The organism is Atlantibacter sp. MEI4A-1023 (assembly GCF_056155425.1).
Genome location: NZ_CM149568.1, coordinates 3,073,674 through 3,086,320, shown reverse-complemented (window position 1 = coordinate 3,086,320; position 12,647 = coordinate 3,073,674). Strand labels below are relative to the sequence as shown.

The following is a 12,647-nucleotide window of genomic DNA, read 5'->3' as shown; positions in this document are numbered from 1 at the left end:
TCCCCCGCGCGACTCTGCTGAACCTTTCTCCACAATTTATCCCTTTCACAACAAATTTTAACAATTTAATTGATAAGCATTCTCGTTTGCTTTATGGTTAGCCGCGTAAAAAGCCACCCGCCTCGATGCGGGGGCGCAGCAGTGTGAGCGATGAGTTGAATGTGTTGTTTTTCACCTCATGGAGATAAGGAATGTTTAGGCTGAATCCTTTGGTTAGGGGAGGACTGTGCGCGTCCGCGTTGACTCTGACCTTGCCCGTTATGGCTGCTGACAATTCAGAAGAGACGATGGTTGTCACTGCATCGTCTACCGAACAAAACCTGAAAGATGCACCTGCCAGTATCAGCGTGATCACCCAGCAAGATTTGCAGCGTAAACCGGTTCAGAACCTGAAAGAGGTGCTGAAAGAAGTGCCGGGCGTGCAGCTGACTAATGAAGGCGATAACCGCCAGGGCGTCAGTATTCGCGGCCTGAGCAGCAGCTACACGCTGATTCTGGTAGACGGCAAGCGGGTGAACTCCCGTAACGCAGTGTTCCGCCATAACGATTTCGACCTGAACTGGATCCCGGTAGACGCCATCGAACGTATCGAAGTGGTGCGCGGCCCGATGTCCTCGCTGTACGGCTCCGACGCCCTGGGCGGCGTGGTGAACATCATTACCCGTAAAGTTGGCAAAAGCTGGCACGGGTCTGTTACCGCAGATACCACTATCCAGGAACACCGCGATCGCGGTGATACTTACAACGGCCAGTTCTTCACCAGCGGCCCGCTGATTGACGATGTGCTGGGCGTGAAAGTGTATGGCAGCCTGTCAAAGCGTGAAAAAGACGATCAGCAACCGACCAGCACCGGCGAAACCCCGCGTATCGAAGGCTTCACCAGCCGCGACGCCAATGTGGAATTCAACTGGACCCCGAACCAGGACCACGACATCGACTTCTCTTACGGTCGCGATCGCCAGGACCGTGATTCTGATTCCCTCGCCAAAGACCGCCTCGAGCGCGAAACTTACGCTATTGGCCACAACGGACGCTGGGATTTAGGCAACAGCGAGCTGCGCTTCTACGGTGAAAAACTCGATAATAAAGACCCTGCCAGCACCGGCACCATTACCTCCGAAAGTAATACCCTCGACGGGAAATACGTGCTGCCAATTGGCGCGATCAACCAGTTATTGACCTTCGGCGGCGAATACCGCCACGACAAACTCAACGATCCGGTCAACCTGACGGGCGGCAATAGCAGCGAAACCTCTGCTAACCAGTACGCGCTGTTCCTGGAAGACGAATGGCGGATTATCGATCCGCTGGCGCTGACCGCTGGTCTGCGTATGGACGATCACGAAACCTACGGCGACCACTGGAGCCCGCGTGCGTATCTGGTCTACAACGCCACCGACACTCTGACGGTGAAGGGCGGCTGGTCCACCGCGTTTAAAGCGCCTTCGCTGCTGCAACTGAGCCCGGACTGGACTACCGGTTCCTGCCGTGGCGCGTGCGAAATCGTCGGTAGCCCGGATCTGAAGCCGGAAACCAGTGAAAGCTACGAGCTCGGCCTGTACTACGCCGGGGAAGAAGGGTGGCTGGAGGGCGTAACCGCCAGCGTCACCACCTTCCAGAACGACATTGACGATATGATCAACATCGACCGTACGCAAAGCCGCACGCTGGCGCCGAGCTACAGCAACTTTGTAGGGTTCAACAGTGATGGCGAGCCGATCTTCCGCTATTACAACGTTAACAAAGCCCGGATTCGCGGCGTAGAAACCGAGCTGAAAGTGCCGTTCAACGACCAGTGGAAACTGACCCTGAACTACACCTATAACGACGGGCGTGACCTGAGCGCGGGCGGCAACAAACCGCTGTCATCGCTGCCGTTCCATACCGCCAACGGCACCGTAGACTGGACGCCGCTGGAAGACTGGTCTTTCTACGTGTCGGGCAACTATACCGGCGAACAGCGCGCCACCACGGCAGCCACCACTGCCACCGGCGGCTACGTGATCTGGAACGCAGGCGCGGCATGGCAGGCCACGAAGAATGTCAAACTGCGTACCGGCGTAATGAACCTCGGCGATAAAGACTTGAGCCGTGAAGATTACAGTTATAACGAAGACGGCCGTCGTTACTTTGTCGCGATGGATTACCGCTTCTGATGGGTCGCTGAGAAGTGAGAAGGGTATCCCTGGTGGGATACCCTTTTTTTATTATGCCTCAGCAAAAAGATGTTCAGCATGAAAACGCAGATGATCTTCAATAAACGAGGCAATAAAGAAGTAGCTGTGATCGTAGCCCGGCTGGATGCGCAGGGTTAGCGGCCAGCCGGTCTGACGCGCCACTTCCGCCAGCTGCGCAGGCTGGAGCTGATCCGCCAGGAACTGATCGTTATCGCCCTGATCCACCAGCGTGGGGATCTGATGTTCAGCCTGCGCCTGCGCCATTAGCGCGCAACTGTCCCACGCGGCCCATTGGCTTTGATCCTCTCCCAGATAAGCGCTAAACGCTTTCTGGCCCCAGGGTACGCGCACCGGGTTCACAATGGGCGCAAACGCGGAAACCGAGGTAAAGCGGCCCGGATTTTTCAACGCCATGATTAACGCCCCGTGGCCGCCCATCGAGTGACCGCTGATAGCGCAACGATCGCTGACGTTAAAGTGTTCCTGAACCAGCGCCGGGAGTTCATCGCGCAGATAATCGTACATCCGGTAATGCGCCGCCCACGGTGCCTGGGTTGCATTCAGGTAAAAACCCGCGCCCTTGCCCAGGTCGTAGCCGTCGGCATCCGCCACATCATCGCCGCGCGGGCTGGTATCCGGCATCACCAGCACGATCCCCTGCTCCGCCGCAACCCGCTGGGCGTTGGCTTTGGTAGTGAAGTTTTCATCATTGCAGGTCAGGCCCGAGAGCCAGTACAACACCGGCGGCGGATTAGCGGAAACCGGCGGCGGCAAAAATACGCTCAGGGTCATGGTGCAGTTGAGCACCTCTGAAGGGTGACGCCAGCGCTGTTGCCAACCTTCAAAACAGCGGTGCTCTTCAATCATCTCCATAATGGCTCCTTGGGGTATCGAAAGGGGACGCAAGTTATTCATTTAAGCAGCATACGCAGGTTGTTCATTTTACGGTGAAAAAAATTCAGTTCAGCTTTATTGCACTATCCTGCATCATCAATATAACCGCATTGTAACAAATGGAGTGACCGTGGCGCTGCGAATTGCGATAACGGGTTTTCTGGTTTTGGTTGTGGCGATGGGTATTGGTCGTTTTGCTTTTACGCCACAGGTGCCGTTAATGATAGCCGAAGGGCAGCTAACCCTGACCAGCGCCGCGCTGGTGGCGGCGATTAACTATCTTGGCTATCTGGTGGGGGCGTGGGACGCGATGCGCGCGCACCGCCACGTGGAGTGCCGATTGCATCTCGGCGTCTGGGGCGCGGTAGGGCTGACGTTGCTCTCTGCCCTGGCCCCGGAAGCGTGGAGCCACGCCGTTATTCGTTTTGTGATTGGTTGTATGAGCGGCTGGGCGATGGTGCTGATCGCCGCCTGGACCAACGAACAGTTGGCGCATTTCGGCAAACCGGGGTTAAGCGCGGCGGTGTTCGCCGGGCCGGGCGCGGGCATCACCATTAGCGGGTTGTTGGCCGTTGGCATCCAGGCAGGAGATTTGCACGCGTATCAGGGCTGGCTGGTTTACGGGGTGCTGGCGCTGGTCCTGATTGGCCTTATCGCGCGTAATTTGCCGCGTAAAGGGCAGTTGCACCGCCCGGAGAACCAGCCGCAGCCTTTGACGCTCACGCCCGGCCTGAAGCGCCTGGTCTGGAGCTACAGCCTCGCCGGTTTCGGCTACATTTTGCCCGCCACGTTTTTATCGCAAATGGCGGCGGCGCGCTTTCCCGGCAGCTTTATGGCGCAGTTCGTCTGGCCGGTGTTTGGCATCGCGGCGGTGTGCGGTATCGCGTTGAGTATCGCCCTGCGCCACGTAGGGTCCAGCAACCAGCGGCTGGCGGTGGTGCTGTTATTACAGGGGCTCGGGGTACTGGGCGCCGCGTTATTGCCAGCGATGGCGGGGCTGGTGGTCGGCGCGTTACTGGTGGGCGGCGGTTTTTTATGCGCGGTGCAGCTTTCTCTGCTCTACGGGCGCGAGCTGGCACCGCAGCATACCCGTTATATGGCCGGGCTATTAACCACTGGCTATGCCGTTGGGCAACTGGGCGGGCCAATGACCTCGGCGCTCTCCACCGCCTTTACCGGCAGGCTGGAGCCCGCATTGTGGATTGCCGGTGTGGCGCTGTTTATCGCCGCCGGGCTGGTCTGGAAGCGTGAGGCTGAAAGGCCAGACCAATTTCAATAATTATCATGGTGAATACTGGATTATGTGCACCGGCTCACGCACAATGAATGCGCACTTTGCCCCGGTGAGGGCAGAGGTACGCCACACCTGCAGGAGAAAAATAAATGTCATCACTCAGTAAAGAAGCCGCTCTGGTTCATGAGGCGCTGGTCGCCCGCGGTCTGGAGACGCCGTTGCGTCCGCCGTTGCGCGAACTGGATAACGAAACCCGCAAGCGCCTCATTTCCGATCATATGAGCGAAATCATGCAGCTGCTCAATCTGGATCTGAGCGATGACAGTTTAATGGAAACGCCGCATCGCATCGCCAAAATGTATGTCGATGAGATTTTTTCCGGCCTGGATTACGCCAACTTCCCGAAAATCACCGTCATTGAAAACAAAATGAAGGTCGATGAAATGGTGACCGTGCGGGACATTACCCTGACCAGCACCTGCGAACACCACTTTGTGACCATCGACGGGAAAGCCACCGTGGCCTATATTCCCAAAGAGTCGGTGATCGGCCTGTCGAAAATTAACCGCATCGTGCAGTTCTTCGCCCAGCGACCTCAGGTGCAGGAGCGTTTAACCCAACAGATCCTGGTCGCCCTGCAAACCCTGCTTGGCACCAACAATGTGGCGGTGTCTATTGATGCGGTGCATTACTGCGTGAAAGCGCGCGGCATTCGCGATGCAACCAGCGCGACGACCACCACCTCGCTCGGCGGGCTGTTCAAGTCCAGCCAGAATACGCGTCAGGAATTTTTGCGCGCGGTGCGTCACCACAGCTAACAGAAGGCCGGATGCATGGAACGAAATGTCACGCTTGACGCGGTTCGTGGCGTTGCCATTCTTGGCATCCTGCTGTTGAATATTATGGCTTTCGGCCTGCCGAAAGCCGCCTATCTCAATCCCGCCTGGTACGGCGATATCACCTCCCGCGACGCCTGGGCCTGGGCGCTGCTCGACCTGTTTGCCCAGGTGAAGTTCCTGACCCTGTTTGCACTGCTGTTCGGTGCGGGCCTGCAAATGCTGCTGGTGCGCGGCAAGCGCTGGATACAGTCACGCCTGACGCTATTAGTCTTGCTCGGTTTTTGCCACGGTCTGCTGTTGTGGGATGGCGACATTCTGCTGGCTTACGGGCTGGTGGGGCTGATCAGCTGGCGATTAATCCGCGACGCCCCCAGCGTGAAGTCATTATTCAATACCGGCCTGATGCTGTTTCTGGTGGGGCTGGGGGTATTAATTTTGCTGGGCTTGATTTCTGGCGATCAGCTTAATCGCGCCTGGATACCTGATGAGTCTGCCCTGCAACTGGAACAGTTCTGGCGAACCGAAGGGGGAATGGAGGCTATTCGCTACCGCGCGGATTTGCTTTCCTCTATGTTGCTTGCGCTAGGCGCGCAGTATGGCTGGCAACTGGCGGGCCTGATGCTGATCGGGGCGGCGCTGATGCGCAGCGGCTGGCTGAAAGGGCAGTTTAGCCCAGGGTACTACCGGCGCACGGGCGCTGTTCTGATACTGATTGGCGTGGCGATTAACCTGCCGTCGATTCTTTTGCAATGGCATCTCAATTGGGCCTACCGCTGGTGCGGTTTCCTGTTACAGGCTCCGCGCGAGCTGAGCGCGCCGTTTCAGGTGCTGGGCTACGCCGCGCTCATTTACGGCTTCTGGCCGCAGCTTTCCCGCTGGCGCATCACCGGCGCGGTGGTTTGCGTCGGGCGGATGGCGCTCAGCAACTATTTGCTGCAAACCCTGATCTGCACCACGCTGTTCAATCGCTTTGGTCTGTTTATGAAATTCGACCGCCTCCAACTGCTGGCCTTTGTTCCGGCGGTATGGGCCGTTAACCTGCTGTTCTCCGTCTGGTGGCTGCGTTATTTCCGCCAGGGACCGGTGGAATGGCTGTGGCGGCAATTAACCGCACGGGCGTCAGGGGTTAGCCTTTCCCGCACAGACAGATAACGATCCAGATCACAATCATTAACATTTTGCATGTAACCGTTTTCAGCGGTGTGATGCGCTTCACGCAGCTTATATTCACGCGCTGACAGAATATCCTGAGCTTAACACAGGGGGTATTCGTGAGTTGCTGCCAAAATAAACAGGATGATGGTTATGATCACCATTCGTGATGTCGCACGTCAGGCGGGCGTATCCGTCGCCACCGTTTCCCGGGTTTTGAACAACAGCGCGCTGGTGAGCCCAGAGACGCGCGAGATGGTCCTGCAGGCCGTGAACCAGCTGGGATATCGCCCCAACGCCAATGCCCAGGCGCTGGCCACCCAGGTCAGCGATACCATCGGCGTGGTGGTGATGGACGTCTCCGATCCCTTCTTCGGCGCGCTGGTGAAAGCGGTGGATACCGTTGCCCAGCAGCATCAAAAATATGTCCTCATCGGCAACAGTTACCATGAAGCAGAAAAAGAGCGCCATGCCATTGAGGTGTTGATTCGCCATCGCTGTAACGCGTTGATTGTTCATGCGAAGGAACTGGGCGATGACGAACTGGCGCAGTTTATGGATCAGATCCCCGGCATGGTGCTGATTAACCGTATCGTCCCCGGCTATGAGCACCGCTGCGTGGGCCTGGATAACATCACCGGTGCGATGATGGCAACGCGGATGCTGCAAAGCAACGGCCACCAGCGCATCGGTTATCTGGCCTCAAGCCACGCCATTGAAGATAACGATCATCGCCGTGAAGGCTGGCAGCGTGCGCTGGCGGAGCAGGGGATTGTCGTGCCTGAAAGCTGGGTCGGCACCGGTTCGCCGGATATGCAGGGGGGCGAGGCGGCTATGGTGGAGCTGCTGGGCCGTAATCTCCAGCTAACCGCAGTGTTTGCTTATAACGATGGCATGGCGGCAGGCGCGCTGACGGCGTTGAAAGATAACGGTATTGCCGTGCCGCAGCATTTGTCATTGATTGGTTTTGATGACATCCCGATGGCGCGTTACACCGACCCGCAATTGACCACGGTGCGTTACCCCATTGTTTCAATGGCGCGGCTGGCGACAGAGCTGGCGTTACAGGGCTCGCAGGGGCAGTTCGATAGTGCAGCAAGCCACTGTTTTATGCCGACTTTAGTGCGTCGTCACTCGGTCACAGGCCGCCAAATTGTGGCTCCGATCACTAGTTTATAAATCTGAGTGATGTAACCGCTTTCAATCTGTGAGTAAATTCACAGTATCTTAACAAGGCGCTGACTATGATGTCAGCGTTTTAGGGGCTGAAACACTATGTAACGATAACCATAGACGACAAGCCTGAAAGCGCAAATAACACGCAGTACGGGAGCGTTACCTGTCACGGAAGAATTTTTTCATAAATGAACTCAGGCAGTCAGTAACGTGAATTCCACGCTGTCCTGCCGTCCATTATTCATAAGAACTACCCTGCAAATACCGGAGATACCATGAATAAGAAGGTGTTGACTCTGTCCGCTGTGATGTCTTGCATGCTGTTTGGTACCGCTGCTCAGGCAGCCGATCGTATCGGCGTGACCATTTATAAGTATGACGATAACTTCATGTCTGTTGTGCGTAAGGCGATTGAGAAGGAAGCTACCGCCTCTCCGGATGTTCAACTGCTGATGAACGACTCGCAGAACGACCAGTCCAAACAGAACGACCAAATCGACGTACTGCTGGCGAAAGGCGTGAAGTCTCTGGCAATCAACCTGGTTGACCCGGCAGCGGCGGGCACGGTGATTGAAAAAGCGCGCGGCCAGAACATTCCTATCGTGTTCTTCAACAAAGAGCCGTCCCGTAAAGCGCTGGATAGCTATGATAAAGCCTACTACGTAGGAACTGACTCCAAAGAATCCGGCATCATTCAGGGCGACCTGATTGCCAAACACTGGGCTGCAAACCAGGGTTGGGATCTGAACAAAGACGGCCAGATTCAGTTCGTACTGCTGAAAGGCGAGCCGGGACACCCGGATGCAGAAGCGCGTACCACTTACGTGATCAAAGAGCTGAACGACAAGGGCATCAAAACCCAGCAGCTGCAACTTGATACCGCGATGTGGGATACCGCAATGGCGAAAGACAAGATGGACGCATGGTTGTCCGGTCCGAACGCCAACAAAATTGAAGTGGTTATCGCGAACAACGACGCCATGGCAATGGGCGCGGTTGAAGCGCTGAAAGCCCACAACAAATCATCCATTCCGGTGTTCGGCGTTGACGCCCTGCCGGAAGCCCTGGCGCTGGTTAAATCTGGCGCTCTGGCCGGTACTGTATTGAACGACGCCAACAACCAGGCGAAAGCAACCTTCGATCTGGCGAAAAACCTGGCGGAAGGCAAAGGTGCCGCTGACGGTACTAACTGGAAAATCGACAACAAAGTTGTACGTATTCCTTACGTCGGTGTTGATAAAGCCAACCTGGCTGAGTTCACCAACAAATAATAAGCCGTATTTTAAGGGCGCGAGCTGCGCCCTTTTTTAAACTCGTCATACCCGTCAACCTATACGCCACCAGGTATAACTATGGTCAGCACGAATACGCAATCCTCAGGCGAATACTTGTTAGAAATGAGTGGTATCGACAAGTCATTCCCGGGCGTTAAGGCACTGGATAATGTTAATTTGAAAGTTCGCCCGCATTCTATCCATGCATTAATGGGGGAAAACGGGGCGGGCAAATCGACATTATTAAAATGCCTTTTTGGGATCTATAAAAAAGATTCCGGCAGCATTCTTTTCCAGGGGAAAGAGATCGATTTCCAGTCAACCAAGGAAGCACTGGAAAATGGCATCTCAATGGTTCACCAGGAATTAAACCTGGTATTACAACGCTCCGTGATGGACAACATGTGGCTGGGCCGTTATCCCACCAAAGGCGTGTTTGTCGATCAGGACAAAATGTACCGCGATACCAAAGCGATTTTTGATGAGCTGGATATTGATATCGATCCGCGCGCTCGCGTAGGTACGCTTTCTGTATCGCAGATGCAGATGATCGAAATCGCCAAAGCATTTTCTTATGACGCTAAAATCGTCATTATGGATGAGCCGACATCTTCCTTAACGGAAAAAGAGGTCAATCATCTGTTCAAAATTATTCGTAAATTGAAAGAGCGCGGCTGCGGCATCGTGTATATCTCCCATAAAATGGAAGAGATCTTTCAGTTGTGCGATGAAATAACCATTCTTCGTGATGGTCAGTGGATTGCCACCCAACCGCTGGAAGGGCTGGACATGGATAAGATCATCGCCATGATGGTTGGCCGTTCCCTGAACCAGCGCTTCCCGGATAAAGAAAACGTGCCGGGCGAAGTGATCCTCGAAGTGAAAAACCTGACCTCGTTGCGTCAGCCGTCGATTCGCGACGTCAGCTTCGATCTGCATAAAGGCGAGATTTTAGGTATTGCCGGGCTGGTGGGTGCCAAGCGTACCGATATTGTGGAAACCTTATTCGGTATTCGCGAAAAATCCGCCGGGACCATTAAGCTGCATGGGAAACAAATTAATAACCATAACGCTAATGAGGCCATTAACCACGGTTTTGCCCTGGTGACCGAGGAGCGTCGCTCAACGGGTATCTATGCCTATCTGGATATCGGCTTTAACTCGCTTATTTCCAACATTCGCAAATACAAAAACAAAGTCGGGTTGCTGGATAATTCCCGCATGAAGAGCGACACCCAATGGGTGATTGATGCCATGCGCGTAAAAACGCCGGGCCATCGCACCCAGATTGGTTCGCTTTCCGGTGGTAACCAGCAGAAGGTCATTATCGGGCGCTGGCTGTTAACCCAGCCGGAAATATTAATGCTCGATGAACCGACCCGCGGTATTGACGTCGGCGCGAAGTTTGAAATTTATCAGCTGATTGCTGAACTGGCGAAAAAAGGCAAAGGGATCATTATCATCTCCTCCGAAATGCCAGAACTGTTAGGAATAACCGACCGTATTCTGGTGATGAGCAATGGTCTCGTTTCCGGAATTGTTGACACCAAAACGACGTCGCAGAATGAAATTTTGCGTCTTGCGTCTTTGCACCTTTAATATCAGGGGCTCCTCATGAGTGCGTTAAATAAGAAAAGTTTTCTCACTTATCTGAAAGAAGGCGGTATTTACGTCGTCCTTTTAGTTTTGCTGGCCATTATTATTTTCCAGGATCCGACTTTTTTAAGCCTGTTGAACTTAAGTAACATCCTGACCCAGTCTTCGGTCCGTATTATCATCGCGCTGGGCGTGGCGGGGCTTATCGTCACCCAGGGTACTGACCTGTCTGCCGGTCGCCAGGTTGGCCTGGCGGCGGTGGTCGCAGCAACCCTGTTGCAGTCGATGGAAAACGCCAACAAAGTGTTCCCGGAAATGGCCACCATGCCGATTCCGGTGGTGATCCTGATTGTCTGCGCTATCGGCGCGATTATCGGCCTGATCAACGGCATCGTTATCGCTTACCTGAACGTAACGCCGTTTATCACCACCCTGGGCACCATGATTATCGTTTACGGTATTAACTCCCTGTATTACGACTTTGTGGGCGCATCGCCGATTTCCGGTTTCGACAGCGGCTTCTCAACCTTTACCCAGGGCTTTGTGGCGCTGGGCAGTTTCCGGCTCTCCTACATCACCTTCTATGCGCTGATTGCGGTGGCGTTCGTCTGGATCCTGTGGAACAAAACCCGCTTCGGTAAAAACATTTTCGCTATCGGCGGCAACCCGGAAGCGGCGAAAGTGTCTGGCGTTAACGTGGCCCTGAACCTGCTGATGATTTATGCGCTGTCCGGCGTGTTCTATGCCTTCGGCGGTATGCTGGAAGCAGGCCGTATCGGCTCTGCCACCAACAACCTCGGCTTTATGTATGAACTGGATGCGATTGCCGCGTGCGTAGTTGGCGGCGTGTCGTTCAGCGGCGGCGTGGGTACAGTGATTGGCGTGGTAACCGGTGTGATCATCTTTACGGTTATCAACTACGGCTTGACCTATATCGGCGTAAACCCGTACTGGCAGTACATCATTAAAGGCGCAATCATCATCTTTGCGGTTGCTCTGGATTCCCTGAAATACGCCCGTAAGAAGTAATATTGACTTGTTTCGTCCAGCCCCCGATATCGGGGGCTTTTTTTGTATTAGCGCTTAGGCGGGGTGATCTCCTGCTGGGCAGGCACTTTCGATTCATCGCCATTCAGCCGCCGTTTCTCCTGGTCAGCCTGATAGAAATAGTTCCAGCAGGTGACAAACAGCGCCGCGACCATCGGGCCAATCACAAAGCCGTTGATGCCGTAAATGCTTAACCCGCCCAGGGTCGTGATCAAGATCAGCCAGTCCGGCATGCGGATGTCTTTACCCACCAGCAGCGGACGTAGAATATTGTCCGACAGGCCAACCACCACCACAAACCACAGCGTCAGTAACAAGCCTTTGATAATCAAACCCGTGGCGAATAGATATATCGCCGCCGGGATCCACACCAGCGCCGTCCCCACCGCGGGGATCAGCGACAGAAACGCCATCAGCGCGCCCCACAGCAGGCTGGCTTCAATGCCCGCAAAGTAAAAGGCAATGCCGCCTAACGCGCCCTGAACTACTGCTACCACCACGGTGCCTTTTACCGTGGCGCGCGCCACGGCGGCAAAGCGGGCGAACAGGCGGTATTTCATGTTGTTTTCCAGCGGGATCGCTTTAAACGCCAGTTCCACCAGCCGCGCGCCGTCTTTCAGGAAGAAGAACAGCAGGTACAGCATCACGCCAAATCCTACCGCCAAGCTAAAGGTGTTTTTACTGATCAGCAGAACGCTGCCAGCGGCATACTGGCTGCCTTTCATGGCAACGTCAGACAGTTTGCTGCGGATATCGGTAAGATTATCGAGCTGGTATTCCGCCAGCAGGCCGCGCGCCCAGTCAGGTAGATAGCCGAGATATTCGTAAAACAGCCTGGCGATATTGGCGTTATCGCTTTGCAGGTTCTGATAGACAGTATTAAATTCCCGTGCCAGCGACGAGGCGATAATCGCTAACGGCGTGAAAACAATTAAGCAGATCACCACCAGTGTCAGCAGCGCCGCCAGGCCATTGCGGCCCCCGGTAGCGCGGCTCAACCAAATTTTCATTTTGTAAAAAATGACGGCGAGAATAGCGGCCCAAAGTAACGAGGAGAACCAGGGGCGTAAAATACTCCAGAGTGCCAGCGTGACCAGCGCCAGTATCAGCGCGAAAAGTATTTTTGAGGTTTTTCCCATCAGCATAGTTATTCCCTTTTGACGGCGTGTGACACACGCGTTGCGCATAAGTCAGTGTAGACGCTGTATAAATGAGGACAGTTTCCGGGATAACCGGAAATGAATAATTCAGAATGGAG

Annotated in this window: 10 protein-coding genes; 8 read left to right on the top strand and 2 right to left on the bottom strand. The window is 54.7% G+C overall.

Going from position 1 to position 12,647, the window contains the following annotated elements:
• The first annotated feature begins 191 nt into the window (after nt 1-191).
• Nucleotides 192-2,156, top strand: a complete 1,965-nt coding sequence (gene cirA, locus ACVV26_RS14770) for a catecholate siderophore receptor CirA (RefSeq protein ID WP_312978422.1) — start codon at nt 192-194, stop codon at nt 2,154-2,156.
• Nucleotides 2,157-2,207: 51 nt separating this feature from the next.
• Here the strand turns inward: cirA and fghA are convergent, their stop codons facing one another.
• On the bottom strand, nt 2,208-3,050 hold the full coding sequence (gene fghA / locus ACVV26_RS14765) for an S-formylglutathione hydrolase (RefSeq protein ID WP_474797956.1): 843 nt from the start codon (nt 3,048-3,050) through the stop codon (nt 2,208-2,210).
• Nucleotides 3,051-3,201: 151 nt separating this feature from the next.
• Between fghA and ACVV26_RS14760 the strand changes: the two genes are divergently transcribed.
• The 7 genes from ACVV26_RS14760 to mglC all read left to right on the top strand — a co-directional run bounded on the left by ACVV26_RS14760 (nt 3,202) and on the right by mglC (nt 11,371).
• Nucleotides 3,202-4,350 (top strand): YbfB/YjiJ family MFS transporter, encoded by a 1,149-nt coding sequence (locus ACVV26_RS14760; protein ID WP_474797954.1) that lies wholly within the window; start codon nt 3,202-3,204, stop codon nt 4,348-4,350.
• 104 nt (nt 4,351-4,454) lie between these two features.
• The gene (gene folE / locus ACVV26_RS14755) at nt 4,455-5,123 is read left to right on the top strand and encodes a GTP cyclohydrolase I FolE (protein ID WP_312978428.1); all 669 of its coding nucleotides are present in this window, start codon (nt 4,455-4,457) and stop codon (nt 5,121-5,123) included.
• Nucleotides 5,124-5,138: 15 nt separating this feature from the next.
• Nucleotides 5,139-6,296, top strand: a complete 1,158-nt coding sequence (gene yeiB / locus ACVV26_RS14750; RefSeq protein ID WP_474797952.1) for a DUF418 domain-containing protein YeiB — start codon at nt 5,139-5,141, stop codon at nt 6,294-6,296.
• A gap of 153 nt (nt 6,297-6,449) precedes the next feature.
• Entirely contained in the window at nt 6,450-7,475 is a 1,026-nt protein-coding gene (gene galS / locus ACVV26_RS14745; protein WP_474797950.1) for an HTH-type transcriptional regulator GalS, read from the top strand.
• Nucleotides 7,476-7,747: 272 nt separating this feature from the next.
• Nucleotides 7,748-8,743, top strand: a complete 996-nt coding sequence (gene mglB, locus ACVV26_RS14740) for a galactose/glucose ABC transporter substrate-binding protein MglB (protein ID WP_474797948.1) — start codon at nt 7,748-7,750, stop codon at nt 8,741-8,743.
• An 81-nt stretch (nt 8,744-8,824) separates the two neighbouring features.
• Nucleotides 8,825-10,345 (top strand): galactose/methyl galactoside ABC transporter ATP-binding protein MglA, encoded by a 1,521-nt coding sequence (mglA, locus tag ACVV26_RS14735; protein ID WP_125291636.1) that lies wholly within the window; start codon nt 8,825-8,827, stop codon nt 10,343-10,345.
• Between the two features lie 15 nt (nt 10,346-10,360).
• Nucleotides 10,361-11,371, top strand: coding sequence for a galactose/methyl galactoside ABC transporter permease MglC (gene mglC, locus ACVV26_RS14730; RefSeq protein ID WP_312978437.1), 1,011 nt, complete (start codon nt 10,361-10,363; stop codon nt 11,369-11,371).
• Between the two features lie 47 nt (nt 11,372-11,418).
• Here mglC and ACVV26_RS14725 read toward each other — a convergent pair whose 3' ends face one another.
• Nucleotides 11,419-12,534 (bottom strand): AI-2E family transporter, encoded by a 1,116-nt coding sequence (locus ACVV26_RS14725; RefSeq protein ID WP_312978439.1) that lies wholly within the window; start codon nt 12,532-12,534, stop codon nt 11,419-11,421.
• Nucleotides 12,535-12,647: the final 113 nt, after the last annotated feature.

Excerpts from the sequence above, each read along its gene's own strand:
- cirA (WP_312978422.1), top strand. The coding sequence starts at position 192 with ATGTTTAGGCTGAATCCTTTGGTTAGGGGAGGACTGTGCGCGTCCGCG.
- fghA (WP_474797956.1), bottom strand. The coding sequence starts at position 3,050 with ATGGAGATGATTGAAGAGCACCGCTGTTTTGAAGGTTGGCAACAGCGC.
- folE (WP_312978428.1), top strand. The coding sequence starts at position 4,455 with ATGTCATCACTCAGTAAAGAAGCCGCTCTGGTTCATGAGGCGCTGGTC.
- yeiB (WP_474797952.1), top strand. The coding sequence starts at position 5,139 with ATGGAACGAAATGTCACGCTTGACGCGGTTCGTGGCGTTGCCATTCTT.
- galS (WP_474797950.1), top strand. The coding sequence starts at position 6,450 with ATGATCACCATTCGTGATGTCGCACGTCAGGCGGGCGTATCCGTCGCC.
- mglB (WP_474797948.1), top strand. The coding sequence starts at position 7,748 with ATGAATAAGAAGGTGTTGACTCTGTCCGCTGTGATGTCTTGCATGCTG.
- mglA (WP_125291636.1), top strand. The coding sequence starts at position 8,825 with ATGGTCAGCACGAATACGCAATCCTCAGGCGAATACTTGTTAGAAATG.
- mglC (WP_312978437.1), top strand. The coding sequence starts at position 10,361 with ATGAGTGCGTTAAATAAGAAAAGTTTTCTCACTTATCTGAAAGAAGGC.
- ACVV26_RS14725 (WP_312978439.1), bottom strand. The coding sequence starts at position 12,534 with ATGCTGATGGGAAAAACCTCAAAAATACTTTTCGCGCTGATACTGGCG.